We start from the raw sequence: 26,624 nt of genomic DNA, 5'->3' as shown, positions 1-26,624 counted from the left end.
CATGTCCACCGCCCCCGCTCCGCGCACCACCGTCGAGACGGCCCTGCTCACCGACGGAGCCACCGTCGAGATCCGCCCGGTCACCGCCGCGGACCGGCGGGCCGTCCTGGACCTGCACACCACCGGGATGTCGGAGGAGAGCCGCCGGCTGCGCTTCTTCGGCGCCAGCCGCACCGCGCCGCGGCTCGCCGCCGACCGCCTGTGCGGCCCGCACGGCCCGGGCCTGCTGGCGCTGGGCGCGTGGGCCGGGGGCGCCCTCGTCGGCGAGGCCGACTGCGAACTGCTGGACGAACCCCCGGGGACCGCCGAGCTGGCCCTCGTGGTCGCCGACCGCTGGCACCACCGGGGCGTGGCCACGCTGCTGCTGGAACACCTGATCCACGCCGCGCGGGGCCGGGGCGTGCGCTTCTTCGAGGCCGACACCCTGACCGGCAACCGCGCGGTGCACAAGGTCTTCGCCGGGCTCGGCCTGCCGGTGCACCGCCGCTTCGAGCGGGGCGAGGTGCGGGTCCGGGTGCCGCTGGAGGAAGCCGACGAGCACTACCGCGAGGCGGTCGACGAGCGGGCCCGCCGCGCCGACGTGGCCAGCCTGACGGCACTGCTGCGCCCGGCCTCGGTCGCGGTGGTCGGCGCCTCCCGGCGGGAGGGCTCGGTCGGCGGGACCGTCCTCGCCCGGATCCGGCGGGGCGGCTTCACCGGCCCGCTGTGGGCGGTCAACCCGTCCGCCGGAGCCGTGGGCGGAGTCCCCTCGTACCCGTCCGTCGGCGCACTGCCCGCGGTGCCGGACCTCGCCGTGCTCGCCGTCCCGGCCGCCGCCGTGCCGGATGTCGCCGAGGAGTGCGGGCGGGCCGGGGTCCGCGCCCTGGTGGTGCTCGCCTCCGGCCTCGGCCCGGAGCAGGCCCGCAACCTGCTGCGCACCTGCCGCCGGCACAGCATGCGCCTGGTCGGGCCGAACAGCCTGGGCATCGCGCACACCGATCCCGCCGTCCGGCTGGACGCCGAGTTCGGTGGGGCGTTCCCGCTGCCCGGCACCGCCGGGGTGGCCGTGCAGAGCGGCGGGGTCGGCATCGCCCTGCTGGAGCGGCTGGCCTGGCTGGGGGTCGGCGTGTCCGGCTTCGTCTCGCTCGGCGACAAGTACGACGTCAGCGGCAACGACCTGCTCCAGTGGTGGGAGCAGGACGGCCGCACCGACCTCGCCCTGCTCCACCTGGAGTCCTTCGGCGATCCGCGCGCCTTCGCCCGCACCGCCCGCCGGGTCACCCGGCGGATGCCGGTGCTCACCGTCGACGCGGGCCGCTCGGAGGCGGGCCGGCGGGGCGCGGCCTCCCACACCGCGGCCGCCGCCACGCCCACCGTCACCCGGGAGGCGCTGTTCCGCCAGGCGGGCATCACCGCCACCCGCAGCATCGACGAACTCGTCGCGACCGCGGGCCTGTTGCACGTCCAGCCGCTCCCGGCGCCGCGCGGCGCGGTCGCCGTGGTCTCCAACGCGGGCGGGATCGGCGTCCTCGCCGCCGACGCCTGCGCGGAGGCGGGCCTGTCGCTGCCCGAGCCCGGGCCCGGGCTCGCCCCGCTGCTCCCGCCGGGCGCCTCCGCCCGCAACCCGGTGGACACCACCGCGGCGGTCGGGCCGCAGGACCTCGCGCGCTGCCTGGACGCCCTGGAACGGGACCGGAGCATCGATGCCGTGCTGCTCTGCCTGGTCCCGACCGCGCTCGCCACCACCGCCGACCGCGATCCGCTGCGCGCCCTGCTGGACGGTCCCGCCCGGCGCCGCGTCCCGTTCGCCGCCGTGCTGCTCGACCAGCAGGTGCCGATCAGCTATCTGACCTGCGCCGACGGCGGCCGGATCCCGGCCTACTCGGACACCGTCGCCGCCGCCCGCGCGCTCGCCCACGCCCGGGACCGCGCCCGCCGGCTCGCCGAACCGCCGTCCCCCGAGGCCGACGCCCCGGGCTGCGACGTGCGCACCGCCCGCAGCCTCGTCGACGGCCACCTCGCCGCCCACCCCGGCGGTGGCTGGCTCGACCCGCTCACCACCGCCGACCTGCTGGAGAGCTACGGCCTGCCGCTGGTCACCTCGGTCTGGGCGCGCGACGAGCACACCGCCGCCGTCACCGCGGCGGCACTGGCCCGGCTCGGGCACGAGGGCAAGGTCGCCCTCAAGGCGTACTGGCCCGGCCAGGTGCACAAGAGCGCGGCGGGCGCGGTCCGTACCGGGCTCGCCGGGGAGGGCGACGTCCGTGCCGCCTACCGGGAGTTCACCGCCGCCTTCGGGGCCGGGCTGGCCGGCGCCGTGGTGCAGCCGATGGCCGCTCCCGGCGTCGAGCTGCTCGCGGGCGTGGTCCAGGACCGCGTCTTCGGCCCGCTGGTGGTGTTCGGCCTGGGCGGTACCGCGACCGAGGTCCTGGACGACCGCACGACCAGGCTGGCCCCGCTCACCGAACGCGACCTCACCACCATGGTCGACGACCTGCGCGCCGCACCGCTGCTGTCCGGCCACGGCGGGACGCCCCCGGCCGACCTGGACGCCGTCCGGTCCGTACTGGCCCGGCTCTCCCGGCTGGCCGCCGACCTCCCCGAACTCGTCGAGGCCGACCTCAACCCGGTCATCGCCCGCCCCGACGGCGCCGTCTGCGTCGACGCCCGGGTCCGCCTGGAACCCCGCCCCTCCTTCGACCCCTACCTGCGCCGCCTGCGCCGCCCGGCGTCCGCGGAGGACGGGTGAGGGCGGGAGGCCTTGCCGGCCCGTGACACGAGCCCCCGGTCCCGGAACGCGGGACCCCACGACGGGAAGCGGCTGGTGGGAGGGGCGGATGCGTCGCCGTCGCGGAGACGCGCGCCCTGATCACCCTCGATCACCGTCTCGAAACCGCGGCGCCATATTCCGGCCGGTGTTCCCGCAAATCCCTCCGGAGCCAGAACCGAGAGTGCGGACAACGTCGGGGCGGCCGACCGGACATCGAGTACGGACTGGGCGATTCGGGGCCCATGTCCGCGATCCAGGCGCGGCAGTTCTTTGCGGGCCGGAATCCGCACCGGTCTGCCGCACCGAGAACGGTTCGAATGTTCTCGTAGAAGACGTCCCGTTTGGCGAGTTGTGCCAGGGCCCCGGTTCTGGCCGGTACGACGTACTGGACGGCCTTCTTCGGCGGGCTGATGGCATCGAGCAGGACTTCACGGCCGGCCACGAGGTTCGCGAGCTTCACCGCCATGGGGCGGCGGGCTCACGGGTGCTCCTCGGACGGTCGTCGCCAAGGCGGTGGCGGTTGTGCTCCGGGCGCCCCGTACCCGCCGCCGCCCGGTGTGCGGATCTCCAGCGCGTCCCCCGCCGCCACGTCGGTGCCGCCGCAGCCGGGCAGTTCCTCCACGCTGCCGTCGGCGCGCAGGACGCGGTTGGCGCCGAGCGCGCCGGGGGAGCCGCCGGCGAGGCCGTACGGTGCGACCCGGCGGTGGCCGGAGAGCAGGCTGACCGTCATCGGCTCGCGGAACCGCAGGCGGCGCAGCGCGCCGTCGCCGCCGTGCCGGCGGCCGGTGCCGCCGCTGCCGGGGCGCACGGCGAACTCCTCGACGAGGACCGGGAAGCGCCACTCCAGGACCTCCGGGTCGGTGAGGCGGGAGTTGGTCATGTGGGTCTGGACGGCGTCCGCCCCGTCGAAGTCCGGGCCCGCGCCGGAGCCGGAGGCGATGGTCTCGTAGTACTGGTGCTCCGCGTTGCCGAAGGTGAGGTTGTTCATCGTGCCCGAGCCCTCCGCCTGCGCGCCGAGGGCCGCGTAGAGCGCGCCGACGACGGCCTGCGAGGTCTCGACGTTGCCCGCGGCGACGGCGGCGGGGTACTCGGGCGCGAGCATCGAGCCGGACGGCACGACGATCCGCAGGGGGCGCAGGCAGCCGTCGTTGAGCGGGATGTCGTCGGCGACGAGGGTGCGGAAGACGTAGAGGACGGCGGCGGTGACGACGGCGGTGGGGGCGTTGAGGTTGCCGTCGAGCTGGGGCGACGTGCCGGTGAAGTCGATGGTCGCGCTGCGGTCCCGGTGGTCGACGCGCACGGAGACGGCGATCACCGCGCCGGAGTCGGTCTCGTAACGGCAGGAGCCGTCGGACAGGCCGCCGACGGCCCGGCGCACGGCGGCCTCGGCGTTGTCCTGGACGTGCCGCATGTAGGCCTGGACGACGGCGAGTCCGTACTGGTCGATCAGGGCGTTGGCCTCGTCGACGCCCTTGCGGTTGGCGGCGATCTGGGCCCGGAGGTCGGCGAGGTTGGTGTCCGGGTCGCGGGACGGGTGGCGCGCCCCGGTGAGCAGCCGGAGGGTCTCCTCCTCGCGCAGCCGCCCGTCCAGCACCAGGGGCCAGGTGTCGAACAGCACGCCCTCCTCGTGGATCTCGTGGCTGTCGGCGGGCATCGAGCCGGGGGTGGTGCCGCCGATCTCGGCGTGGTGGCCGCGGGAGGCGACGAAGAACAGGAGGTCGCGGCCGTCCTGGTCGAAGACCGGGGTGACCACGGTGATGTCGGGCAGGTGGGTGCCGCCGTGGTAGGGGTCGTTGACCGCGTAGGTGTCGCCGGGGCGCAGCCGCGGGCCCCGCCGGCGGATCACCTGTTTGACGGTGGTGCCCATCGAGCCGAGGTGGACGGGGATGTGCGGGGCATTGGCGACGAGGTTGCCGTCCGGGTCGAAGAGCGCGCAGGAGAAGTCGAGCCGCTCCTTGATGTTGACCGACTGGGCGGTGGACTCCAGCCGGGCGCCCATCTGCTGGGCGACCGCCATGAAGAGGTTGTTGAAGACCTCCAGCAGGACGGGGTCGGCGGTGGTGGTGACGGCCTGCTCGGTGCGCGTCCCCGTGCGTTCGAGCGACAGGTGGCCGCCGGGGGTGACGGTGGCCCTCCAGCCGTCGTCCACGACGGTGGTGGAGTCGGGCTCGGTGATCAGGGCCGGGCCGGTGACCGTGTCGCCCGCGCGCATCGACCGGCGTTCGAGCAGCGGGGCCCGGCGCCACTCGCCGCCGCTGCGCAGCGTGACGGTGGCGGGCTCCGGGGGCTCCCCGGGGGGAGGGGCGGGGGAGAGGGCGTCGAGCCGCGGCTGCTCGGTGAGTCCGGTGCCCTCGACGGTGAGGGCCTCGATCACCAGCGGGCGGTCCATCAGGAAGGAGTAGGCGGCCCGGTGCCGCTCCTCGAACTCGGCCGTCATCTCGCCCGGCCCGCCCAGCGGGACGCCGATCGCGGTGTCGGTGCCCCGGTAGCGCAGTCGGGCCCGGTGGACCAGGCGGATGCGCTCGCGCGGGACGTCCTGGTCGAGCAGCTGCTCGGTGGCGTCCGCCGCGAGCTCCTGCGCGAGGTCCCGGACGGCGGCCATCTCCTCCCGCGCCAGCGGCCGTTCGACGGCCCGCTCGTGCAGGACGGTGGTGTCGGCCAGCCCGATGCCGAGGGCGGACAGCACCCCCGCCATCGGCGGGACCAGGACGGTGCGGATCCCCAGGGCGTCGGCCACCGGGCAGGCGACCTGGCCGCCCGCGCCGCCGAAGGTGGTCAGCGTGTAGCGGGTGACGTCGTGGCCCTGCTGGACGGAGATCCGTTTGATCGCGTTGGCGATGTGGCCGACCGCGATCCGCAGGAATCCGTCGGCCGCCTCCTCGGCGGTGCGGTCGCCGATCTCCTCGGCCAGTTCGGCGAACCGTCGTCTCGTCAGGTCGAGGTCGAGCGGCTGGTCGCCGTCCGGTCCGAAGACGCGGGGGAAGTGCCCGGCCTGGATGCGGCCGAGCAGCAGATTGGCGTCGGTGACGGTCAGCGGCCCGCCGTTGCGGTAGCAGGCGGGGCCGGGGTCGGCGCCGGCCGAGTCCGGCCCGACCCGGAGGCGTTCGCCGTCGAACCGCAGCACCGAGCCGCCGCCGGCGGCGACGGTGTGGATGGCGAGCATCGGCGCCCGCAGCCGCACCCCGGCGACCCGGGTGGTCACCACCCGCTCGTACTCGCCGGCGTAGTGCGAGACGTCGGTGGAGGTGCCGCCCATGTCGAAGCCGATCACCCGCCGGTGGCCGGCGAGCTCCGACATCCGCACCATGCCGACGATGCCGCCGGCCGGGCCGGAGAGGATCGCGTCCTTGCCCCGGAAGTGCCCGGCCTCGGCCAGGCCGCCGTTGGACTGCATGAACATCAGCCGGACACCGGCCAGTTCGTCCGCCACCTGCCGGACGTAGCGGCGCAGACCGGGGTTGAGGTAGGCGTCGACCACGGCGGTGTCCCCGCGCGGCACCAGCTTCATCAGCGGGCTCGCATCGCTGGACAACGACACCTGGTCGAAGCCGAGCCGTTCGGCGAGCCCTCCGATCTCGCGCTCGTGGGCGGGGTGCAGGTAGCTGTGCAGGCAGACCACGGCGATCGACCGCAGGCCGTCACGCAGACAGGCGCGCAGGTCCCCGGCGAGCCGGTCGAGGTCGGGCGGGCGCAGCACCCGGCCGTCGGCGTCGATCCGCTCGTCCACCTCGACCACCCGGGCGTAGAGCGGCTCGGGCAGGACGATCCCGCGCGCGAAGATCCGCGGCCGGTTCTGGTAGCCGATGCGCAGCGCGTCGGCGAAGCCGCGGGTGACGCACAGGACGGTCGGTTCGCCGGTGCGCTCCAGCAGCGCGTTGGTCGCCACCGTGGTGCCCATCCGGACGGACGCGATGTCCGCCCCGGGGGGCAGCAGGGCCCGGATCCCCGCCACCGCCGGGTCGCGGTGGCGGGCGGGGTCGTGCGAGAGCAGCTTGTGGGTGAGCAGCCGGCCATCCGGAGCCAGTGCGACCACGTCGGTGAAGGTCCCGCCCCGGTCCACCCAGAACTGCCAGCCCCTGGAAGCCATGACGGGTTCCCTCCGCCGTACCGCGCGGCGTCCTGTGCCGGCGCGGCCCCGTGCGTGAGCGGTTCTGTCCACGAGTATCCGACCGGGCGAACCGTTCGGGCAAACGGAACATACTGGGCATGACGGGCGGATGCGGGAGGCGGCGATGACGGCCACGACGGTGGGGGTGCTGCGGGAGACCGTCCCGGGCGAGCGCCGGGTGGCCCTCGTGCCCGACCTGGTGCGGGCCGTCGGCCGCCTCGGTGCGACGGTCCTGGTCGAATCCGGCGCCGGCGCCCGGGCGGGCCACCACGACGCCGGCTACCGTGCCGCGGGGGCCGTCGTCACCGGGCGCGGCGAACTGCTGGGCCGCGCGGACGTGCTGCTCGGGATCCACCCGCCCAACGCCGACCCGACGCGCGAGCTGCGTCCCGGGCAGGTGCTGGCCGCACTGGTACGACCGGAGCGGATCCCGTACCTGGTCCGGATCTGGGCGGACCGGGGGGTGACGGTGATCGGCCTGGACCTGGCACCCGACCTGCCCGCCGCGTACCCGCTGGACGCCGGGGCCTCGCAGGCCCGGGTGGCGGGGTACCGGGCGGTGCTGATCGCCGCCGCGCGGCTGGAGCGCTGCCTGCCGCCCTGGGGTACCCCGGACGGGCTGTTCGACCCGGTCCGGGTGCTGGTGGTCGGCGCCGGCCACGCGGGCCTGCAGGCGGTCGACACCGCCCGCCGCCTGGGCGCGCCGGTCGACGCCGTCGAACCGCGGCTCCGTGAGCGGACGGCGGTTGCCGCGCTGGGGGCCGGGCTGCTGGACCTGCCCGGTCTGCGCACGGTGGGGGACGGCCGGGAGCTGGCGCGGTCCCTGGACCGCCACCGTCCGGCGTGGGTGGCCGGGCTCGCCGCGGCCGCCGTCCGGTACCCCCTCGTGGTGTCGGCCCTCGCCCCGCCGGGCCGTACGCCCCCGGTCCTGCTCCACACGGCGACGGTGGCGCGGATGCGGCCCGGCTCGGTGCTGGTGGATCTGACGGCCGGTCCGGAGGGCGGCACCGTCGAGGGCGTGCTGCCGGACACCACGACCGAGGTCGGCGACGGGGTCACGGTGATCGGCGCCGGGGAACTCGCGGCGCAGGCGGCGGGGACCGCCTCGCGCGCGTTCGCCCACAACGCGCTGGCGCTGCTCGACCGGCTCGCGCACACCGGTGCCCCGGCACAGGACCCGGTCCTCGGCCCCATGCTGGTGACCGACCGGGGCGCCGTGCGGCACGGACCCACCGTCGGGCTGCTGACGCGGGCGACCGCCGCGGCGGGGCTTCCCTAGGCTCAGGGGCGTGCGAACAGCGCGGCGTGCCGGGCGACCGCCCCGGCACGGTCGGCGCACTGCTGGTAGCAGCAGGCCAGCACCACGAGGTCCACGAGATCGACGGCGTCCACCGGGTCCGTTCCCTCCCCGCCCCGCAGCAGCTCGTACAGCAGCCGCTGCCGCCGGGCGACTTCGTGCAGGACGGCCGGAACGTCGGCGACGCCCTCGGGCGCGCCGGTCTCCAGGATGTCGGCGCACCGCGCGACCAGGTCCAGCGCCGCACCGGCGAGCCCGTGCAGCGGAGTCCGCAGCCGCCCGTCGAACGGTTCCCGCTCCCGACGGGCCCAGGCGGCCTCCAGCAGCCGCTGGGCGAGCCGCCCGAGCGTCTCCACCTCGCACCCCACGTGGACGGCGACGACGGTCCCGGCCCGCCCGCCGGGCGCCACGGCGGCGTCCTCCTCGATCCGGGACAGCAGATCGGCCAGAGCCTTCTCCGCGGCCGGGATCCCGTCGCCGCCGTCGGCCGGATCCGTGAGGACGGCCGTCGCGCCGGCCAGCGCGGCGTGCGCGAGCCGTACCAGCGCGGCCAGCTCGTCGACCAGTGCGCGGTACCCGGTGTCGGCGCCGTCGGACATCCGGTTCACTCCTGTCGTCCGGTCCCCTCGACCAGTCTCGCTCCACCACCGGCGGCACCGCAGCCGCACCGGGCCCGCGACCGCGGTCGCCCCCCGGGACGGTGGCCCGCCGGGCCGGTCGGCGGACCAGGACCCGCTCGCCGGAGCGGGGGACCACGGCCGTCCAGCCGAGCTCGCGGTCGATCCGGTCGCGCAGGGCGGCCGAGCCCTCGGGCTCGCCGTGGACGAGGTACACCGCGCTCGGCTCGGGAGCCCCGCGCAGCCAGTCGACGGCCTCGGCGGCGTCGGCGTGCGCGGAGAACGCCGGGACGTGGACCACCTCGGCGCGCACCGGCACGTACGTGCCGTACATCTTCAGCGTGCGCGCCCCGTCCACCAGATCACGGGCCCGGGTGCCCTCGGCGGCGTAACCGACCACCACGACGGTGTTGCGGGGATCGGGCAGCGGGTGGCGCAGGTGGTGGACGACGCGGCCGCCGGTGGCCATCCCGGAGGCCGAGACGATCACCGCCGGACCGTGGGCCCGGTCCAGGGCGAGCGAGTCCTGGAGCGAGTGCACGAGGGTGAACGGCTCCGGGTCCAGCGCGGCCGCGACCCGGGCCAGGACGTCGGGGCGCAGCTGGTCGGAGCCGGCCGCGAAGGCCTCCCGGTAGATCTGCAGGGTCGCCAGCGCCATCGGACTGTCCACGTACACCGGGACGCCGGCCGGGAGCCGGCCCGAGCGGCGCAGCTCGGTCAGCCGGTGCAGCACGACCTCGGTCCGGTCCACCGCGAAGGAGGGGATCACCGCGGTGTCCAGCGGGACGGGGTCGAACATCCGCAGGGCGTTCTCGACGTCCTCGTCGTCGTAGAGCGGCTCGGCCGGCCGGTGCTTCGACCAGCCGTACCGGTTGGCGTGGTCGGCCTCCTCCCGCAGCAGGTGGGCGCTGTCGCGCAGGATCAGTTCGGCGATCCGGGCGGTGTCCGGGGTGGTGAGCACCGGGCCGCGGAAGCCGTCCCGGACGAGGCGGGGCAGGTGGCCGCAGTGGTCCAGGTGGGCGTGGGTGAGCACCACCGCCCGGACGTCGGCCGGGGCGAGCGGCAGCGGGCGCCGGTCGCGGCGGCGCAGCTCGGCGAGGCCCTGGAACAGGCCGCAGTCGATCATCAGCCGGGCGTGGTCGGTCTCCACCAGGAACTCGCTGCCGGTGACGGTGCCCACGCCGCCGAGGAAGGTCAGCAGGCCCGGCCGGGCCGGCGCCGGGGTCCGGCGCTCCCCCGGTCCGTGGTCATGGCCGCCTCCAGCGGAATCGGGGTCCCGGGTCCTCCCATCGTGGCGGCAGGCCGGTCCGCTGTCCCGGGGCGGACCGGCCCTGCCGGCAGGGACCGTCCGGCCCTGGGCGGCGTCCCGCGGGCGGCGGACAGTGGAGTCGGGACCGGCCGACCGCGGCCGTCGGTGCGCGGTGGTCCCGCCCCGACGCGCAGACCCGCCCCGAGGAGGAGTGAGGACGATGCAGCACCGCAGCGTCAACGACGTGATGACCCCCGAGGTCGTCACCGCCCGGCCCGACACGCCGTTCAAGGAGATCGCGGCGCTGTTCCACCGCAACGACATCACCGCGATCCCGGTCGTCGACGACCAGGACCGGCCGCTCGGCATCGTGTCCGAGGCCGACCTGATCCGCAAGGCGGCCGTGCTGCCCGACCCCGAGGGCCGCTACCCGGGCCGCTGGCTGGACGGCCCGGACCGTGCGCGGGCCGAGGCCGAGACGGCCGGCGGTCTGATGACCAGCCCGGCCGTCACCGCCCGCCCGGCGTGGACGGTCGCCGAGGCCGCCCGGCTGATGGACAAGCACCGCGTCAAGCGCCTGGCGGTCGTCGACGAGGCCGGCCGCCTGGTCGGCATCGTGAGCCGCAGCGACCTGCTGGAGGTGTTCCTGCGGCACGACACGGAGATCCGTGAGGAGATCGTCGACGAGGTGCTCGGGCGGACCCTGCGGCTCGCCCCCGACGCCGTTCGGGTGACCGTCGAGGACGGGATCGTCACCCTGACCGGACGGCTGCCGCGGCGCAGCCAGATCCCGGTCACCGAGCGGCTCTGCCGCGCCGTGGACGGCGTGGTGGCCGTGCACCGCGAGCTCGACTGGACCGAGGACGACACCGAACCCCGGCTCGAACACCCCCGCGCCTACCGCGCGGCGTCGTAGGAGGCCGTCATGACGGGCACCCCGAACACCGTCGCCGACGTCATGACCCACGGGGTCGTCGCCGTCGGCCGTGACGCGGACTTCCGCGAGGTCGCCGAGACCCTGCAGCGCTGGCAGGTCAGCGCCCTCCCGGTGCTGACCGGTGACGGCCGGGTCATCGGCGTGGTCTCCGAGGCCGACCTGCTCACCGCCCGGGACCGGGACGGCGAACGCGCCGACACCCTGACGGCCGGGCGGATGATGTCCGTCCCCGCCGTCACCGTGCACCCGGGCAGCCCGCTCAACGAGGCCGCCCGGGCGATGGCCCGCGGCCACCTCAAGCGCCTCCCGGTGGTCGACGCGGAGGACTTCCTGGTCGGCATCGTCAGCCGGGGCGACCTGCTGAAGGTGTACCTGGCCGAGGACCGGGAGCTCGCCGACCGGGTCCGCTTCGAACTGGTCGCCACCCTGGGCCCGGCCGGCCCGACGGCCGTGGACGTCCGGGCGCGGGAGGGCCGGATCACCCTGTCCGGCACCCTGCCCGACACGGTCCCCCTCCCGGTGCTGGAGCGGCTGGTCCGGTCCGTCCCCGGAGTCGTTGCCGTCGAGGTCCGGCTCAGCGCCCCGGCCTGACCGCACGAGTTCCCTGGTGCGCCGGGCGGTCCCCGCGCGCAGAATCGGTCACATGACCGGCCCGGTGACCCAGGGAGCAGCGATGGACGCGACCGAACCCGCCGCGGCCGAGCGGCGCGTGCGGGTGTTCCTGTTGGACGACCACGAGGTGGTCCGCCGCGGGGTGCGCGACCTGCTGGACGGCGAGCCGGACCTGGAGGTCGTCGGCGAGGCGGGCAGCTGCGCCGAGGCCCTCGCCCGGGTGCCCGCGCTGCGCCCGGACGTGGCGGTCCTCGACGTCCGGCTGCCGGACGGCGACGGCGTCACCGTCTGCCGGGAACTGCGCGACCGCATGCCGCACCTGGTCTGCCTGATGCTGACCTCGTTCGACGACGACGACGCCCTGCTCGACGCGATCATGGCCGGGGCGGCCGGCTACGTGCTGAAGCAGGTCAAGGGCGGCGACCTGGTCGGCGCGGTCCGGACGGTCGCCTCGGGCCAGTCCATGCTGGACCCGGCGACCACCCGCAAGCTGATGGAGAGCCTGCGCCACCACGACCAGACCCCGACCGAGGCCGCCCTGGCCCAGCTGACCCCGCGGGAGCGGGAGATCCTCGCCCTGGTGGGGGAGGGGAAGACCAACCGGCAGATCGGCCGGGAGCTGTACCTCGCGGAGAAGACGGTCAAGAACCACGTCTCGCGGCTGCTCGCCAAGCTCGGCGTCGAACGCCGCCTCCAGGCCGCCGTCCTCGCGGCGCACGCCGATCCGGAGGCCGGGCACCACCCGCACCCGCACTGACCACGGGGCCGGTGGGGCCCGGCAAGGGGCCCGACCGGCCCAAGCGGCCCGCCGCGGCCCCGGCGCAGGGTGGACGTGGGGCAACCCGCCCGCGCACCCCCTTGGAGGCGGCCATGTCCATCCTCGCCCTCGACGCCGCCGCGCTGGAGAGCCTCGTCTCCGCGGCGGTCGCCGCGCCCTCGCTCCACAACAGCCAGCCGTGGCGCTTCCGGCTCCGGCCGGAGACCTCCACCCTGGAGGTCCGGGCCGCCCGGGCACGGGCCCTGCCCGTGATGGACCCCGCGGGGCGGGCCCTGCACATCTCGGTCGGCGCGGCCGTGCTGAACCTGCGGGTGGCGGCCCGCCACCTCGGCTGGGCCCCCGAGGTCCGGCTGCTGCCCGACCCGGCCGATCCCGACCTGCTGGCCGCCGTGCAACTGGACACCGCCGCACCGGTGCGGCCGTCCCTCACCGAGGCGCTCTACACGGCGATCTGGCACCGCCACTCGATCCGCACGCCGTTCACCGGCGAGCCCGTCCCGCCGGCCGTCCTCGACGAACTCGCGACGGCCGCCCGGGCCGAGGACGCCCACCTCGGACTCCCGGACCACGAGGAGACCGTCCGGCTCCTGGAGCTCACCGCCGAGGCCGAACGGCGCAGTACCACCGACCCGGGGCGGAGCACCGAGAGCCGCGCCTGGATCCACAGCGGAGACCTGTTGCCCTACGGCATCCCGGCCCGTGCGCTCGGACCGCAGGACCGCGACGGGCACCTGCCCGTGCGCGACTTCACCGCCCTGCGGCCCGCCGGGCACCGCACGCCCGCCACCTTCGAGCGCGAACCGCGGATCGCCCTGATCGTCACCGGCCGGGACCGGCGCGCGGACTGGCTGCGCGCCGGCCTCGCCCTGGAGCACGTCCTGCTCACGGCCACCGTGCACGGGGTCCGCGCCTCCCTGCTCCACCAGGCGATGGAGTGGCCCTCCCTGCGCTGGGCCGCCCGCGAGCCGCACCTCGGTCCCGGCCACGTCCAGATGCTGATCCGCCTCGGCTACGGCCCGGAGGGCGCCCCCACACCGCGCCTGGCCGCCCGCGACGTCCTGGACCCCCGGTCCTAGGCGTCCGGCAGCGGGACCCGCCAGAGCAGTTCGGTGCCGCCCTCGGGGCGGGCGCCCGCGGTGAAGGTCCCGCCCAGGGCGGCGGCCCGTTCGGCGAGGTTGGCCAGGCCGCTGCGGCGCCCGCCCTCCGGCAGGCCGACGCCGTCGTCCGTGACGGTGAGCGTGAGGTCCGCCCCGGCGGTGAGGGAGACCTGGACGGCGCGGGCACTCGCGTGCCGGGCGGCGTTGGACAGCGCCAGCAGTTCGTCCAGGCGCAGCTTCGGCACGGGGGCGAAGCTCTCGGGATCGCTGTCCACGGCATCCTCCACGGCCTCGCCCGACGCCCCTGATCAGCGTAGTCGCGCGGTGGCGCCCGCCGCCGCGGACCGGGGCCGAACGGCCCACCCCGTCCACCCGGCGGACCCAAGCCGGGAGCCCGACGCGGCGGAACGCTGGAAGGGGGGAGCGGGGGCGGCGCCGCCGCTCCGCAGCCCGAGAGGAGTGACCGGGAGATGAAGGCACTGACCTACCACGGACCGGGCCGCCGGACCTGGGGCACGGTCCCCGACCCCGCCGTCCAGGACCCCGAGGACGCGATCGTGCGCGTCGACGCGGTCACCATCTGCGGCACCGACCTGCACATCCTGAAGGGTGACGTCCCCGAAGTCGCCGAAGGACGCGTCCTCGGCCACGAGGCCGTCGGCACGGTCACCGAGACCGGCCCGGGCGTGCGCACCGTCGGCGTGGGCGAGCGCGTCCTCGTCTCGTGCATCTCCGCCTGCGGCCGCTGCGCCTACTGCCGCACCGCGACGTACGGCCAGTGCACCGGCGGAGGCGGCTGGATCCTCGGCCACCTGGTCGACGGCTGCCAGGCCGAGTACGTCCGCACCCCCTTCGCCGACACCTCCCTGCACCGGCTGCCCGGCGGAGTCACCGACGAGCACGCGCTCTTGCTCGCCGACATCCTGCCCACCTCCTACGAGGTCGGGGTCCGCAACGGCCGGGTCGGTCCCGGCGACACCGTGGTGATCGTCGGCGCCGGGCCGATCGGACTCGCCGCGATCCTCACCGCCCGGCTCTACAGCCCGGCCCGCACCGTGGTGATCGACCTGGCCCGCGGCCGCCTCGACGCCGCGAAGCGGTTCGGAGCCGACATCGTGCTCACCGTCGACGAGGCCACCCCCGAGGCGGTGCGCGCGCTGGGCCGGGACGGTCTGGGCGCCGACGTCGCGATCGAGGCGGTCGGCGTCCCCGAGTCCTTCGAGCTGTGCACCCGGGTGGTGCGCCCCGGCGGGCGGGTCGCCAACGTCGGCGTCCACGGCCGGCCGGCCGTGCTGCACCTGGAGGACCTCTGGATCCGCGACGTCACCGTCACCACCGGCCTGGTCGACACCCGCAGCACCCCGATGCTGCTCGACATGCTGGCCGCCGGCCGCCTGGACGTCTCCGGCCTGGTCACCCACCGCTTCGGCCTGGACGAGATGCAGGAGGCCTACGACGTCTTCGCCGCCGCCGGGGAGAACGGCGCCCTCAAGGTCGCCCTCTTCCGCACCTGACGCCACCGGTACCGGCCGGCCGGGGCCCCGCGGCGACCACGGCGGTTCCGGCGAGTGCGGCGTGCAGGTTCGCGCCGTCGCGGGGTAGACGCCGGGCCGACGGGAGGTGGGCGGCGATGGGCGCTGACGACGCGGTGCTGGGCGGTGTGCTGGCCCGGCTGCTGGCCCGCTCCCGGGCGCACGGTCCGGCGGAGCTGCCCGGCCTGGTGCGGGAGGCGGCCCGCGGGCTGGGCGCGGACGGGGCCTGGATCCTGCTCGCCGACGTCCAGCAGCGGCACCTGGTGCCGCTGCCCGGGACGGGGGACGGCGAGATCGACGTCGAGGGGACGCTCGGCGGCCGCGCCTACCGGCTGCAGTGCGCCCAGTTCTCCACCGGCCCGCCCCCGGTCGGCTGGTACCCGCTGGTCGACGGGGTCGAGCGGATCGGTGTCCTGCGGATCGAGGGCGGGCCCCGGGACGAGGACATGACCCCTCGCTACGAGGCGCTGGCCTCCCTGGTCGCCCTGCTGGCGGTGTCGAAGAGCACGTACAGCGACGTCATGGTCGAGGTCGGGCGCCGGCAGCCGATGAGCCTGCAGGCCGAGCTGCTGTGGGCGTTCCTGCCGCCGCGCACCATCGGGACCCGCGACGTCACCTCCAGCGCCGTCCTGGAGCCGGCCTACGACGTGGGCGGGGACGCCTTCGACCACTCGGTGGCGCACGGGCGCCTGCACGTGTCCGTGTTCGACGCGATGGGCCACGACCTCGCCTCCGGCGGCGCCAGCTCGGTCGCCCTGGCCGCCTGCCGCTCCACCCGGCGGGCCGGCGGCGGGCCGGCCGACATCGTGCGGGCCATCGACCGCACGCTGGCCCGGTGGATCCCGGACCGGCTGCTGACCGCGGTGGTCGCCGACCTCGACACGGCCACCGGCGAGCTGTCCTGGGTCAACTGCGGCCACCCGCCGCCGCTGCTCGTCCGGGACCGCCGGGTCGTGTCGGACGCCCTGCTCCGGCGCGCCGAGCTGCCCCTCGGCCTCGGCTTCCACGAGAGCGGGCCGCAGCCCGTGCACCACGCCCGGCTGCAGCCCGGCGACCGGTTGCTGCTCCACACCGACGGGGTGACCGAGGCCCGCTCGGCCTCCGGCGAGCTCTTCGGGGAGCGCCGCCTGGCCGACACCCTGGTCCAGCACATGGCCGGCGGGGAGCCCGCCCCCGAGGCCCTGCGCCAGCTGATCCACGCCCTGGTCACCCACCAGGACCACCAGCTGCGCGACGACGCCACCATCCTGCTGGCGGAGTGGCACCCGCACCGGCCCGGCCAGTGAGGAGACGGGCGTCCGGCCTCGGCCGTACCGGGCAATTTCCGCCGCGTCCCGCGCCCGGGCGCCTCGGTCACCCTGATCGCGCCCGACGGCACCCCGGCCCCCGAACCCTTCGGCAACGGCGGCCTGTTCCTGCCCTGGGGCATCGCCGTCGACGGGGAGGACACGGTCTGGGTCGCCAACTTCGGCGGCCACCGCGTCGCCCGGCTGTGCGGCACCGACCCCAACGTCTGGCTGGTCAACAACTGGCGTACCGCCCCCCTCCAGGCGAATCCCGGCGGTCATGAGCTGGTGGTCCTGGTCGGCGCCGCCGCGCCCGTCCCGGCCCCGCGGCTCGGCGGGCCCGGGCGGCCCTGACCGGGCGCCCGGTCAGGGCCGCCCGGGGGGAACAGGGCCGAACAGCCCAGGCCCCTCGCCGACCGGGCCCCGGCCGGGCGATCCTGCGAAGGGGAGAGCACCAGCCGAGGAGCCGAACCGTGAACCGCATCCCCGACCTCGACGCCGTCCGGCGGGCCGACCCCGCCGAGGTGGCCCGCCGGATCACCGAGCGCCGTGACCGGCTCGGTCTGGACGACGACCGGGACCTGGCCCACCGGGCGGGCATGGCGCCCGCCTACTTCCGTCACCTGCTGACGGCCGGCCCGGCCTTCGACCCGGCCGGCTTCGTCCGGATCGCGGCCGCCCTCCGGATGACCTGGACGGAACTGCTGGACGACCGCTCGGACGCCCCGCCGGGGCAGTCGCAGCCCTCGCCGCAGGCGCCGCGGCCGCTGCTGATGCCGCTGTCCGAACCGGAGTGCTGGGTGCTGGTCGGCACCCACGGGGTCGGCCGGGTGGGCCTGCCCGGCACCCCGGCCCCGGTCGTCCTGCCGGTGAACTACCTGGTCGACGGCCGGACGATCGTCTACCACACCTCGCCCCGGAGCGCCGCCGCGGCGGCGGACGGGTCCCCGGTCTCCTTCCAGGCCGACCACATCGACGACCGGCTGAGCGAGGGCTGGAGCGTGCTCATGCTCGGCGCGGCGCACCGCATCGACGACGCCGGGGAGGAGCGGCGGCTGGCCCGGCTGCCGGGCGCGACCCCCTGGGCGGGCGGCGACCGCCCGCTCTGGCTGCGCATCCGGCCCGACGAGGTGACCGGCCGCCGCCTCGGTACGGACTGAGGCGGCGGCCGGTCACGCGCTCAGACGCCCAGGGCCTGGAGGATCGGGTGGCCCAGGGTGCCGAGCCAGCCGGCCAGCGCCGAGATCGGCCCGATCAGGGCGGTGCCGGCGGTCACCAGCGCGCCCGCCGAGGTGAGCAGGTGGGTGACCCGGCTGAGCCGGCCCGCCACCGCCTCGCGGTCCGGCTCCGGGCGGGCGACCTCGGTGTCCAGTGCCTCGATCTCGGACCGGACCTCGGGGGCCACCGCCGCCGGCAGCGGGGTCTGTTCCACGGCCGTGCGCAGTTCGCCGACCAGCTCCCGCACGTCCCGTCCGTCCGCCGTGAGGCGGCCGCGCTGGCCGCCGTGCACGGTCTGGTTCCCGGCGACGTTGTTGATGACGCCGCCCTGCTGGCTCCCGATGTGGAAGACCATGACGGTCCCTTCGCCAGGGGCCCGCGCCGCCTCAGCCGGACGGCGACGGGTCCGGGTTCAGTCGGCGCTCCTCCTCCTTCTCGTACCGGCGCTGCCGGATGACGGATCTGATCAGTACGGCGCCGCCGACGACCAGCAGCACCGCGCCGGCCACCCCCACCATGACGCTGGCGGTGTGCGCGATGCTCTGCACCCGGCCGTCGAGCACGTCCTGGTTGCCCTCCCAGCCGAGGAAGGCGCTGCCCAGCAGGGCGAGCACGAGACCGGTCACCATGAGGTGCCGGGCGATCGTCCTGGCGGTGGCGAGCTTGCGGAAGAAGGTCTCGCGGCGGGCGAGTTCGAGGTGGTCGTCCCGGTAGGTGTAGTTGTACTGGTTCCCGTTGACGTTGCTGAGGTTGCCCATCGCCCGCTGCTGGTCGACGTCGAAGCGGCCCGCCCCCTGCCGCGGTGCCGCCGGCGGCGGGACGTCCAGCCGGGGCAGCTGCGCCTGAACGGCCGACACGACGCCGCGGGGCGGATGGGAGCCCGGCGGCGCGGACGGCCTCGGCGGGGCGCCGGGCGTGCCGGGCGGGGAATCCTCCCGTTCGGGCTTCTCCGGCCGGGCCCGCTCCAGTGGGGCGGGCCCGGCCGGGGCCGCCGCCAGGCGGGCGGGTACCGCGACGGGCGCACCGCCGCGCGGGTGCGGGGGAGCCGCCGGCGCCCCGTCGGTGAGGAGCGTCGGCGGCTCCGGCCCTTCGGCCGCGCCGCTCGGCCCGGCGATCGCGGTCGCCGCCTCGGCGGGCTCCTCGTAGTGCACCTCCAGCGGGCCGAAGCTCAGGACGTCCCCCGTGTGCAGGATCCGCTCGCCCAGCAGCCGGTGACCGTTCAGCCGGGTGCCGTTGGTGGAGCTGAGGTCCTCGACGGTGGTGTGGCCGTCGGCCGACCGCACCACGGCGTGGCGCCGGCTGAGCAGCGGGTCCACCAGCTGGAGCCGGCAGGTGGAGTCCCGGCCGACCAGTAACGGCTCGTAGCCGAGCTCGTACACCTGGCCGCGGATCCGGTCGGGGTTGTCGACGATCAGACGAGGTAAGACCTGATCCTGCGAGGACGGGCTCATGGCGCGGCCTCCTCCCGAGTGGCACGGGTGCAACCGGTGGGCCGCCGTGGCGGTGAAACGCTTCGCCGCCCGTCGGCTCGGATGCGTTCACTTCCAGTAAAGGCCACTTCCGGCCTGTCGCACAGCCCCGTCCGGCTGTCGGGTCGTCGGAACTCCCGCCCGCTCACCACCCGTGCGCGGACCCTCACCGTCCGGTGCCCCAGGGGCGTGTCCGGCGATTCCCGCCGGGCGCGCGACGCCAGGGCGCGCGCCTCGCCGCGTGGACCGATGGCGGGGGCCAACTCGTCCGAAGCGCAGGAGAGTTGCCGTTCACCTTGCGTCGCCGGGCGGTGGGCGGACAGTCGTCCCGCGCGCACCCGGCCGTGATCGTCGCCCACGGCTTCGTCCCGATCGGCGGCCGCGGTTTCGTCCGCACCGGCCGACCGGTTGCGCCCCGTCGCCGAGCCGGAGCCCGCGCCGGGTCGGTGACGCGGCGGTACCATGCAGGCACCCTACGTGGTGACCGGGAGGCCCCTGATGAGTGTGACGAACCGGTACCGGGAGGCCTGGGAGGGCTTCTGGCGCGAGGCGCCCGAGAGCCAGGGCTCGGTGATCTGGGACGCGGGACCGGCCCTCACCGCCGCCCGCCACCTCGCGCTGTTCGAACCGTACCTCGCCGACCCCGCGCTGCCGCTCGTCGACCTCGGCTGCGGCAACGGCACCCAGACCCGCTTCCTCGCCGGCCGCTTCGCCCGCGTGCTCGGCGCCGACCTGTCCGCCGCCGCCGTCGCCCTCGCCCGGCGCTGCGACCCGGCGGAGCTGGCCTCGTACGTCCAGCTGGACGCCACCGACCCGGCGGCGGTCCGGGCCCTGCACGAGCGCCTCGGCGACGCCAACGTGTACGTGCGCGGCGTGATCCACCAGAGCGAGCCCGCCGACCGCCGGCCGGTCGCCGAGGCCGTCGCCACGCTGCTCGGCGCACACGGCCGGGCCTTCCTCGTCGAGCTCTCCGAGGCGGCCAAGCACGTCCTGGGCGGCCTCGCCCGCGACCCGGCCGGCCCGCCCCCGAAGCTGCGTCCGGTGTTCTCCCACGGCCTGGCCCCCGCCGAGCTCCCCGACGCGGCCTTCGGCGAGCTGCTGCCCACCGCCGGGCTCGCCGTCCTCGCCTCCGGTGAACTGCCGCTGTCCACCACCGAGTTCACCCCGGCGGGCGAGCGGATCGAGCTGCCGGCGCACTGGGTGGCGGTGGCCCCGGCCGGTGCGCGTCCGGCCTGAGGCGTCCGGTGACCGGAGCCGGGTGAAGCCTCTGCGGTGAACCGAGCGGTGGCCGGCGCGCGTCACTCCTGGTGTGACCGATCTGCAGCTCGTCCCACCGCTCCGCACCCCCACGGCGCCCGCCGGCGCCGCGATACCCGGCGCCCCGGCCCGGCGGTGCGGGTGACGGCCGCGCGCCCGGGCGCCCCCGGCGGGCGCGCCGGGTACGCGGCGGTCGCGATCGCGGTGGTGGCCGCCGTGACGGCGGGGCTGCTGTGGTGGAAGCCCTGGGCCGCCGAGGCGCCCAAGCCCCTGGCGTTCACCACGGCCCCGGGCGGCTCCGCGCGGTCCGGCACCGGGGAGCACCTGTACCGGTACAAGGTGCGGGCCGAGGACGGCCTGAAGGTGAGCCCGCAGGAGTTCGCCGCCGAGGTGGACCGGATCCTCGGGGACGTCCGGCGCGGCTGGGCGGCGAGCGGCACCTGGTCCTTCCAGCGGGAGGCCGCCGACCCGGTGGACTTCACGGTCTACCTGGCCACCCCGGAGTCCACCGACCGGATCTGCGGCCAGTACGGGCTGGACACCGGCGGCTGGGTGAACTGCGCGGCCAACCGCCAGGTCGTCATCAACCTCAAGCGCTGGACCGAGCTGTCCGAGTTCTACGCCGGGCAGCCCGAGGCCTACCACGCCCTCGCCGTCAACCACGAGGTCGGGCACATCCTCGGCCAGGGCCACGTCGACTGCCCCGGCCCGGGCGCGCCCGCGCCGGTGATGATGCAGCAGATCAAGGGGCTGCACGGCTGCGTGCCCAACGGCCGGCCGTACGGCGAGGACGGCACCCTGCTCACCGGCCCGCCGCTCCCGCCGGCCGCGCCCTCGCCCTGACGGTCCGCCGGGTCGGTGCCCCACCCGGCGGACCGTTCGCGCGGTGCCGGTACACCTGGTCCCGCTACACCTGGTCCCGCTACACCCCGGCCCGGTCGCCGACCGGCGCCGCGCCCCGCGGCAGCCCGTCGTCCAGCGCGCGCAGGATGGACTCCACGCTCTGCTTGGCGTCGCCGAACAGCATGGCGCTGTTCTCCCGGAAGAACAGCGGGTTCTGCACCCCCGCGTAGCCGGAGGCCATCGACCGCTTGAACACGATCACCCGCTCGGCCTCCCAGACCCGCAGCACCGGCATGCCCGCGATCGGACTGGCCGGGTCGTCCATGGCGGCCGGGTTGACGGTGTCGTTGGCGCCGATGACCAGGACGACACCGGTGGCGGCGAAGTCGTCGTTGATCTCGTCCATCTCCAGGACGATGTCGTAGGGCACCTTCGCCTCGGCGAGCAGCACGTTCATGTGGCCGGGCAGCCGCCCGGCGACCGGGTGGACGCCGAACCGCACCTCCACACCGCGCTCGCGCAGCCGCCGGGTCAGCTCCGCGACCGGGTGCTGCGCCTGCGCCACCGCCATGCCGTAGCCGGGGGTGATGATCACCGACTTGGCCTGTGCCAGCTGCCGGGCCGCCTCCTCGGCACGGACCTCCCGGTGCTCGCCCTGCTCCTCGCCGCCGCCCGCCGCGGCCTCGATGCCGAAACCGCCCGCGATGACGGACAGGAAGGAGCGGTTCATCGCCCGGCACATGATGTACGACAGGTACGCACCCGAGGAGCCGACCAGCGCACCGGTGACGATCAGCAGGTTGTTGTCGAGCAGGAACCCGGCGGCCGCCGCGGCCCAGCCGGAGTAGCTGTTGAGCATGGAGACGACCACGGGCATGTCGCCGCCGCCGATCGAGGCGACCAGGTGCCAGCCCAGCGCGAGCGCGAGCACGGTCACCGCGATCATCAGCCCGAGGCCCGGGCTGACCGTGAACCAGACCGTCAGCGCCACGAACGCGCCCAGCGCGCCGGTGTTCAGCGCGTTCTTGCCGGGCAGCGTCAGCGGGCGCGAGGCGATCCGCCCGGACAGCTTGAGGAAGGCGACGATCGAGCCGGTGAAGGTGACGGCGCCGATGAAGACGCCGATGAACACCTCGGCGTGGTGGATGCCCAGCAGGTCGGCGGTGACGGCGCTCTGGGCCGTGCCGTGCGCCTCGACCTCCAGGTAGCTGTTCCAGCCGACCAGCACCGCGGCGAGGCCGACGAAGCTGTGCAGCACGGCGATGAGCTCGGGCATCTGGGTCATCTCGACCTGCCGCGCCCGCCACAGGCCGATCGCCCCGCCCAGCGCCATCGCGAGCACGATCAGGGCGACGGCGCCGGCGGTGATGCTCTGCGCCGCCACCACGACGGTGGCGACCAGGGCGAGGGCCATGCCGGCGATGCCGTAGACGACGCCGGCCCGGGAGGTGCGGTGCTGGGAGAGCCCGGCCAGGCTGAGGATGAACAGCAGGGCGGCGACCAGGTCCGCGGCGTGGGCTGCCGTTGTGGAGGTCATCGGGCCTCAGCGCCTTTCGGGGGAGGTCGAGAACATGCTCAGCATGCGGCGGGTGACGGCGAAGCCGCCGAAGACGTTGACGCTGGTCAGCAGGATCGCCACGAAGGACAGCACGGTGACGAGCGTGCGCTCGTGCCCGATCTGCAGCAGGGCGCCGACCACCACGATCCCGGAGATCGCGTTGGTGACGGACATCAGCGGGGTGTGCAGGGCGTGGTGCACCTTGCCGATCACGTAGTAGCCGATCACCACGGCGAGCGCGAACACCGTGAAGTTCTCGGCGAGTTGGGTCGGGGCGAAGGCGACCAGCAGGAACATCGCCAGCATCCCGGCGCCGATCAGGCCGAACCGGGCCGCCGGGGTGAGCCGGGCCTTCGGCTCCACGGCCGCCGCTCCCGCCGCACCGGCCGGGGCGGGAGCGGCGGGCGCCGCGGCGGCGGGAGCGGCGGAGACCGCGACGGGCGGCGGCGGCCAGGTGACCTCGCCCGCGCGGGCCACGGTCACCGCCCGCTGCACCACGTCCTCGAAGTCCAGCACCAGCCGCCCGTCCCCGCCCGGCGTCAGCAGCTTCAGCAGGTTCACCAGGTTGGTGCCGAACAACTGCGAGGCCTGGGCCGGCAGCCGCGAGGCGAGGTCGGTGTAGCCGATGATGGTGACCCCGTTGCCGGTGACCACCGTCCGGCCGGCGACCGTGCCCTCGACGTTGCCGCCCTGCGCGGCGGCCATGTCGACGATGACGCTGCCCGCTTTCATCGCCGCCACGTCCGCCGCGGTGAGCAGCCGGGGCGCCGGCCGGCCGGGGATCAGCGCGGTGGTGACCACGATGTCCACGTCCCGCGCCTGCGCGTGGTAGAGCTCGGCCGCCGCCCGGTCGTAGTCGGCCGAGGTCGCCTTGGCGTAGCCGTCGCTGCTCGCCTCCTGGGCGACGTCCACCGCCAGGTACTCGCCGCCCAGTGACCGGACCTGGTCGGCGACCTCGGGTCGCGGGTCGGTCGCCCGGACGACGGCGCCCAGGCTGGAGGCGGCGCCGATCGCGGCCAGCCCGGCCACCCCGGCCCCGGCCACCAGCACCTTCGCCGGGGGCACCTTGCCGGCGGCGGTCACCTGGCCGGTGAAGAACCGTCCGAACACGTGGGCGGCCTCGATCACCGCCCGGTACCCGGCGATGTTCGCCATCGAGCTGAGCACGTCCATCGACTGGGCGCGCGAGATCCGGGGCACCGCGTCCAGCGCGAGCGCGGTGACCGGGCGCGCCGCCAGCGCCGCCAGCAGCTCGGGCCGCTGCGCCGGGGCCAGCAGGCCGATCAGGGTCGTGCCGTCGCGCAGCCGGGCGAGCTCGGCGGCCGAGGGGGCGTTGACCTTGAGGACGACGTCGGCGGCCCAGGCGTCGCCGGTCTCCGCGCCGGCCTCGGTGTAGGCCTCGTCGGTGAAACCGGAGGCCTCGCCCGCGCCGGACTCGACCACGACCCGGTAGCCGAGGGCGAGGATGCCCCGGACCGTCGACGGTGTGGCGGCGACCCGGGTCTCCCCGGTGGTCGACTCGGCGACCACGCCGATGCGCTGCGGTGGGTGGTGCGTGGAGCCCTGTGCGGTCATCACTCGTGCCTCTCTCGTCGGAGGAGCCGTTTGACGGCGGGATCCGCCTTCCAGGGAGTCTCGCTCCCTTGGAGGCAGGAACCTACCCGCCACGGCCGCACGAGGCGACGGGGCGTCACGGTGACGTGCTTCACCGGTCGCGGTGAACGCTGCCCGCCGGTCGCGGTGAACGCTGCCCGCCGGGTCCGGCTCCCGGCGGGGCCCGGGGGTCTCAGAAGCCGTGGACGGCGGCCCCGTCGCGCAGCAGGGCGAAGGCCGTGGCGGCCTCGGCGGCGGCCGAGCGGCCGGCCTCCTCGGGGCTCTGCCCCTCGGTGAGCCGGGTCCAGACGGCGCGGGCGAGCACCTGGCGGACGGCCACGTACTGGGCGGCGACCAGGCGGGCGGCCAGGCCGCCGTCCGGGTCCAGGGCCTCGGTGAGCGCGCGGGCGTCGGCCTCCAGGTAGTCCATCAGATGGGCGGAGAGGCTGGGCGTCTCGTAGACCAGCCGGAGGAAGGCGAGCACCTCGGGGTCGGCGGTGAGCCCGGTACTGGGGTCGCGGGCCGCCAGCCGCTCCAGGTGGTGGCGCTCCAGCGCGTCCAGCGGGGCGACGCCGGCGGGCCGGGCGCGCACCACCCGTCCGGCCTCGCCGAGGTGGTCGGCGAAGCGGTGCAGGACCAGCTCCTCCTTGCTGGAGAAGTACCGGAACAGGGTGGGCTTGGAGACCTCGGCGGCGGCCGCGATCTCGGCCACCGAGACCTGGTCGAAGCCCCGGTCGAGGAAGAGGGCGATGGCCGCCTCGGCGATGGCCTGCCGGGTGCGCTGCTTCTTCAGGGTCCGCAGACCCGGATCCGGTTCGTTCGGGCTCATGGGGTGATCATAACCCGGATAAATTAGTTACCGAGTTGCATTCATTACTCGGTTGCAGTTCCATGGAGGCATCGACGGAGACACCGACGACCGGAAGGGGCGGACACATGACGACCGTGGTGATCGTGGGGGCGGGGCCGACCGGACTGACCCTGGCGTGCGGGCTGGCCCGGCAGGGCGTGGCGGTCCGGGTGATCGACCGGGTGGAGCGGTTCCCCACCGGCTCGCGCGGCAAGACGCTCAACCCGCGCAGCCTGGAGGTCCTGGCCGACCTCGGCCTCGGCGAGCGGCTGATGGCCGCGGGCCGCACCCACCTGCCGTTCCGCAAGTACTTCGAGGGCGCGTTCGTCGACGAGACCGAGCCGTTCGCCGGCGCCGTGCCCACCGCCACCGCCCCGTACCCGGCGAGCCTGTGGCTGCCGCAGACCCGGGTGGAGCGGCTGCTGCGCGAGCGGCTCGCCGAGCACGGGGTGCGGGTCGAGCGCGGCACCGAACTGGTGGACCTGCGGCAGGACGGCTCCGGCGTGGAGGTCCGGCTCGCCGACGGCGGGCGGATCGCCGCCGGGTACCTGGTCGCCTGCGACGGCGGGCGCTCCACGGTGCGCAAGCTGCTCGGCATCCCGTTCGTCGGCGACGGCGACCCGGAGCCGGTGATGGTCTGCGGCGACGTCGAGGTCGACGGCCTGGACCCGTCCGCCTGGCACCAGTGGTTCGGCCCGCAGGGCGCGTTCATGCTCTGCCCGTTCCCCGGCACCCGCCGCTGGCAGCTCCAGGCCAGCCCGGAGACGGACGCCGACGGCCGGGCGCTCGCCCCGTCGCTGGAGGGCTTCCGGCGGCTGGCCGCCCGGCACACCGGGCGCGCCGACCTGAGGCTGTCCAACGCCACCTGGCTCTCCACCTGGCGGGTCAACGTCCGGGTGGCCGAGCGCTTCCGCGAGGGGCGGATCCTGCTGGCCGGCGACTGCGCGCACGTCCACCCGACGGCGGGCGGGCTCGGCATGAACACCGGGATCCAGGACGCCTGGAACCTCGCCTGGAAGCTCGGGTACGTGCTGCGCGGCCTCGCCGGCCCCGGCCTGCTGGACACCTACCAGGAGGAGCGGCTGCCGGTCGCCGCCTGGACGCTCGACGTCACCAGCGCCGGGATGGCGGCCGTCATGGACGGGATCGCCACCCCCGGGGTGGGCGTCGAGGCGGGCCGGGTGGGCGACCTCACCGGCCTCGCCCTGGGCTACCGGTGGAGCAGCCTGGCCGCCGACGGTCTCCCCGGCCCCGTCCGGGCGGGGGACCGGGCGCCCGACAGCCCCTGCGCCGGGCCCGACGGCGCACCGGCCCGGCTCTTCGAGCGGTTCGCCGGCGACCACTTCACCCTGCTCGGCTTCGGGGCGACCGCCCGTCCGGCCCTCGACGCCCTGCCCGCCCACGTCCACCCGGTGCCGCTCGACGACCCCGCCGGAACGGCCCGCCGGGCCTACGGCGTCACCGGCGACGCCCTGGTCCTGGTCCGGCCCGACAACCACATCGCGCTCGTCGCCCCGGCGGACGGGCGTGACACGGTGCTCGGCCACCTCGCGGCGCTCGGCCGGTAGCGGCCC

At 75.8% G+C, this 26,624-nt stretch carries 21 protein-coding genes and 1 pseudogene; 13 read left to right on the top strand and 9 right to left on the bottom strand.

Annotated elements, in window-relative coordinates; all coding sequences use genetic code 11:
* Position 1 precedes the first annotated feature (1 nt).
* The gene (locus tag ABT093_RS17655; protein ID WP_350565150.1) at positions 2 to 2,728 is read left to right on the top strand and encodes a bifunctional acetate--CoA ligase family protein/GNAT family N-acetyltransferase; all 2,727 of its coding nucleotides are present in this window, start codon (positions 2 to 4) and stop codon (positions 2,726 to 2,728) included.
* 499 nt (positions 2,729 to 3,227) lie between these two features.
* Here ABT093_RS17655 and ABT093_RS17650 read toward each other — a convergent pair whose 3' ends face one another.
* Entirely contained in the window at positions 3,228 to 6,836 is a 3,609-nt protein-coding gene (locus tag ABT093_RS17650; protein ID WP_350565149.1) for a hydantoinase B/oxoprolinase family protein, read from the bottom strand.
* A gap of 145 nt (positions 6,837 to 6,981) precedes the next feature.
* On the opposite strand from ABT093_RS17650, the gene ABT093_RS17645 reads away from it, so the two are divergent.
* Positions 6,982 to 8,136 carry a Rossmann-fold NAD(P)-binding domain-containing protein gene (locus ABT093_RS17645; protein WP_350565147.1) on the top strand — a complete coding sequence of 385 codons (1,155 nt, stop codon included), beginning with the start codon at positions 6,982 to 6,984 and terminating at the stop codon, positions 8,134 to 8,136.
* A gap of 2 nt (positions 8,137 to 8,138) precedes the next feature.
* Here ABT093_RS17645 and ABT093_RS17640 read toward each other — a convergent pair whose 3' ends face one another.
* Both ABT093_RS17640 and ABT093_RS17635 read right to left on the bottom strand, forming a co-directional pair.
* On the bottom strand, positions 8,139 to 8,753 hold the full coding sequence (locus ABT093_RS17640; protein WP_350565145.1) for a hypothetical protein: 615 nt from the start codon (positions 8,751 to 8,753) through the stop codon (positions 8,139 to 8,141).
* A gap of 160 nt (positions 8,754 to 8,913) precedes the next feature.
* A pseudogene (locus ABT093_RS17635) lies at positions 8,914 to 10,344 on the bottom strand (MBL fold metallo-hydrolase RNA specificity domain-containing protein); the annotation flags it as partial.
* Between ABT093_RS17635 and ABT093_RS17630 the strand changes: the two are divergent.
* The 4 genes from ABT093_RS17630 (at position 10,241) to ABT093_RS17615 (ending at position 13,423) form a co-directional block, all read left to right on the top strand.
* A complete protein-coding gene (locus ABT093_RS17630; protein ID WP_350565143.1) occupies positions 10,241 to 10,936 on the top strand; it encodes a CBS domain-containing protein in 696 nt (231 codons plus the stop codon). The pseudogene ABT093_RS17635 and the gene ABT093_RS17630 sit on opposite strands and share 104 nt — an antisense overlap.
* A gap of 9 nt (positions 10,937 to 10,945) precedes the next feature.
* Positions 10,946 to 11,548, top strand: coding sequence for a CBS domain-containing protein (locus ABT093_RS17625; protein WP_350565141.1), 603 nt, complete (start codon positions 10,946 to 10,948; stop codon positions 11,546 to 11,548).
* An 82-nt stretch (positions 11,549 to 11,630) separates the two neighbouring features.
* Positions 11,631 to 12,326 carry a response regulator gene (locus tag ABT093_RS17620; protein WP_350565262.1) on the top strand — a complete coding sequence of 232 codons (696 nt, stop codon included), beginning with the start codon at positions 11,631 to 11,633 and terminating at the stop codon, positions 12,324 to 12,326.
* 113 nt (positions 12,327 to 12,439) lie between these two features.
* The gene (locus ABT093_RS17615; protein WP_350565139.1) at positions 12,440 to 13,423 is read left to right on the top strand and encodes an Acg family FMN-binding oxidoreductase; all 984 of its coding nucleotides are present in this window, start codon (positions 12,440 to 12,442) and stop codon (positions 13,421 to 13,423) included.
* Here the strand turns inward: ABT093_RS17615 and ABT093_RS17610 are convergent.
* On the bottom strand, positions 13,420 to 13,719 hold the full coding sequence (locus ABT093_RS17610; RefSeq protein WP_502884245.1) for a sensor histidine kinase: 300 nt from the start codon (positions 13,717 to 13,719) through the stop codon (positions 13,420 to 13,422). The two genes, ABT093_RS17615 and ABT093_RS17610, sit on opposite strands and share 4 nt — an antisense overlap.
* A 195-nt stretch (positions 13,720 to 13,914) precedes the next feature.
* Here ABT093_RS17610 and ABT093_RS17605 point away from each other — a divergent pair, with 195 nt between their 5' ends.
* From ABT093_RS17605 to ABT093_RS17590, 4 genes are all read left to right on the top strand, one after another.
* Complete coding sequence (locus ABT093_RS17605; protein ID WP_350565137.1) at positions 13,915 to 14,958, top strand: zinc-dependent alcohol dehydrogenase family protein; 1,044 nt, start codon at positions 13,915 to 13,917, stop codon at positions 14,956 to 14,958.
* A 116-nt stretch (positions 14,959 to 15,074) separates the two neighbouring features.
* The gene (locus tag ABT093_RS17600; RefSeq protein ID WP_350565136.1) at positions 15,075 to 16,262 is read left to right on the top strand and encodes a PP2C family protein-serine/threonine phosphatase; all 1,188 of its coding nucleotides are present in this window, start codon (positions 15,075 to 15,077) and stop codon (positions 16,260 to 16,262) included.
* Positions 16,263 to 16,334: 72 nt separating this feature from the next.
* A complete protein-coding gene (locus ABT093_RS17595; RefSeq protein WP_350565260.1) occupies positions 16,335 to 16,616 on the top strand; it encodes a hypothetical protein in 282 nt (93 codons plus the stop codon).
* A gap of 119 nt (positions 16,617 to 16,735) precedes the next feature.
* Complete coding sequence (locus ABT093_RS17590; RefSeq protein WP_350565134.1) at positions 16,736 to 17,422, top strand: pyridoxamine 5'-phosphate oxidase family protein; 687 nt, start codon at positions 16,736 to 16,738, stop codon at positions 17,420 to 17,422.
* 20 nt (positions 17,423 to 17,442) lie between these two features.
* On the opposite strand, the gene ABT093_RS17585 is transcribed toward ABT093_RS17590, so the two are convergent.
* Both ABT093_RS17585 and ABT093_RS17580 read right to left on the bottom strand, forming a co-directional pair.
* On the bottom strand, positions 17,443 to 17,835 hold the full coding sequence (locus ABT093_RS17585) for a hypothetical protein (RefSeq protein WP_350565132.1): 393 nt from the start codon (positions 17,833 to 17,835) through the stop codon (positions 17,443 to 17,445).
* 31 nt (positions 17,836 to 17,866) lie between these two features.
* The gene (locus ABT093_RS17580; RefSeq protein ID WP_350565130.1) at positions 17,867 to 18,931 is read right to left on the bottom strand and encodes an FHA domain-containing protein; all 1,065 of its coding nucleotides are present in this window, start codon (positions 18,929 to 18,931) and stop codon (positions 17,867 to 17,869) included.
* Between the two features lie 516 nt (positions 18,932 to 19,447).
* Between ABT093_RS17580 and ABT093_RS17575 the strand changes: the two genes are divergently transcribed.
* Both ABT093_RS17575 and ABT093_RS17570 read left to right on the top strand, forming a co-directional pair.
* Positions 19,448 to 20,185 (top strand): class I SAM-dependent methyltransferase, encoded by a 738-nt coding sequence (locus ABT093_RS17575; RefSeq protein WP_350565128.1) that lies wholly within the window; start codon positions 19,448 to 19,450, stop codon positions 20,183 to 20,185.
* A 162-nt stretch (positions 20,186 to 20,347) separates the two neighbouring features.
* Positions 20,348 to 21,049 carry a DUF3152 domain-containing protein gene (locus tag ABT093_RS17570; protein ID WP_350565126.1) on the top strand — a complete coding sequence of 234 codons (702 nt, stop codon included), beginning with the start codon at positions 20,348 to 20,350 and terminating at the stop codon, positions 21,047 to 21,049.
* Between the two features lie 79 nt (positions 21,050 to 21,128).
* Here ABT093_RS17570 and pntB read toward each other — a convergent pair whose 3' ends face one another.
* The 3 genes from pntB to ABT093_RS17555 all read right to left on the bottom strand — a co-directional run bounded on the left by pntB (position 21,129) and on the right by ABT093_RS17555 (position 25,029).
* A complete protein-coding gene (gene pntB / locus ABT093_RS17565; RefSeq protein ID WP_350565124.1) occupies positions 21,129 to 22,586 on the bottom strand; it encodes a Re/Si-specific NAD(P)(+) transhydrogenase subunit beta in 1,458 nt (485 codons plus the stop codon).
* Positions 22,587 to 22,592: 6 nt separating this feature from the next.
* Positions 22,593 to 24,182, bottom strand: a complete 1,590-nt coding sequence (locus ABT093_RS17560; RefSeq protein ID WP_350565123.1) for a Re/Si-specific NAD(P)(+) transhydrogenase subunit alpha — start codon at positions 24,180 to 24,182, stop codon at positions 22,593 to 22,595.
* Between the two features lie 211 nt (positions 24,183 to 24,393).
* Positions 24,394 to 25,029: a TetR family transcriptional regulator gene (locus ABT093_RS17555; protein ID WP_350565121.1), complete on the bottom strand. Its 636-nt coding sequence runs from the start codon at positions 25,027 to 25,029 to the stop codon at positions 24,394 to 24,396.
* A 107-nt stretch (positions 25,030 to 25,136) separates the two neighbouring features.
* Between ABT093_RS17555 and ABT093_RS17550 the strand changes: the two genes are divergently transcribed.
* Positions 25,137 to 26,618 (top strand): FAD-dependent monooxygenase, encoded by a 1,482-nt coding sequence (locus tag ABT093_RS17550; protein WP_350565119.1) that lies wholly within the window; start codon positions 25,137 to 25,139, stop codon positions 26,616 to 26,618.
* Positions 26,619 to 26,624: the final 6 nt, after the last annotated feature.

The sequence above is a fragment of the Kitasatospora sp. NPDC002551 genome, from assembly GCF_040296005.1.
Taxonomy (GTDB): Bacteria; Actinomycetota; Actinomycetes; order Streptomycetales; family Streptomycetaceae; genus Kitasatospora.
This window is presented reverse-complemented; position numbering and strand designations above follow the sequence as displayed.

What these genes read in the sequence shown, in the direction of transcription:
- ABT093_RS17620 (WP_350565262.1), top strand. Translation starts at nt 11,631, where the DNA reads ATGGACGCGACCGAACCCGCCGCGGCCGAGCGGCGCGTGCGGGTGTTC.
- ABT093_RS17600 (WP_350565136.1), top strand. Translation starts at nt 15,075, where the DNA reads ATGGGCGCTGACGACGCGGTGCTGGGCGGTGTGCTGGCCCGGCTGCTG.
- ABT093_RS17645 (WP_350565147.1), top strand. Translation starts at nt 6,982, where the DNA reads ATGACGGCCACGACGGTGGGGGTGCTGCGGGAGACCGTCCCGGGCGAG.
- ABT093_RS17580 (WP_350565130.1), bottom strand. Translation starts at nt 18,931, where the DNA reads ATGAGCCCGTCCTCGCAGGATCAGGTCTTACCTCGTCTGATCGTCGAC.
- ABT093_RS17625 (WP_350565141.1), top strand. Translation starts at nt 10,946, where the DNA reads ATGACGGGCACCCCGAACACCGTCGCCGACGTCATGACCCACGGGGTC.
- ABT093_RS17605 (WP_350565137.1), top strand. Translation starts at nt 13,915, where the DNA reads ATGAAGGCACTGACCTACCACGGACCGGGCCGCCGGACCTGGGGCACG.
- ABT093_RS17655 (WP_350565150.1), top strand. Translation starts at nt 2, where the DNA reads ATGTCCACCGCCCCCGCTCCGCGCACCACCGTCGAGACGGCCCTGCTC.
- ABT093_RS17560 (WP_350565123.1), bottom strand. Translation starts at nt 24,182, where the DNA reads ATGACCGCACAGGGCTCCACGCACCACCCACCGCAGCGCATCGGCGTG.
- ABT093_RS17615 (WP_350565139.1), top strand. Translation starts at nt 12,440, where the DNA reads ATGTCCATCCTCGCCCTCGACGCCGCCGCGCTGGAGAGCCTCGTCTCC.
- ABT093_RS17575 (WP_350565128.1), top strand. Translation starts at nt 19,448, where the DNA reads ATGAGTGTGACGAACCGGTACCGGGAGGCCTGGGAGGGCTTCTGGCGC.
- pntB (WP_350565124.1), bottom strand. Translation starts at nt 22,586, where the DNA reads ATGACCTCCACAACGGCAGCCCACGCCGCGGACCTGGTCGCCGCCCTG.
- ABT093_RS17555 (WP_350565121.1), bottom strand. Translation starts at nt 25,029, where the DNA reads ATGAGCCCGAACGAACCGGATCCGGGTCTGCGGACCCTGAAGAAGCAG.
- ABT093_RS17650 (WP_350565149.1), bottom strand. Translation starts at nt 6,836, where the DNA reads ATGGCTTCCAGGGGCTGGCAGTTCTGGGTGGACCGGGGCGGGACCTTC.
- ABT093_RS17585 (WP_350565132.1), bottom strand. Translation starts at nt 17,835, where the DNA reads ATGGTCTTCCACATCGGGAGCCAGCAGGGCGGCGTCATCAACAACGTC.
- ABT093_RS17550 (WP_350565119.1), top strand. Translation starts at nt 25,137, where the DNA reads ATGACGACCGTGGTGATCGTGGGGGCGGGGCCGACCGGACTGACCCTG.
- ABT093_RS17630 (WP_350565143.1), top strand. Translation starts at nt 10,241, where the DNA reads ATGCAGCACCGCAGCGTCAACGACGTGATGACCCCCGAGGTCGTCACC.
- ABT093_RS17640 (WP_350565145.1), bottom strand. Translation starts at nt 8,753, where the DNA reads ATGTCCGACGGCGCCGACACCGGGTACCGCGCACTGGTCGACGAGCTG.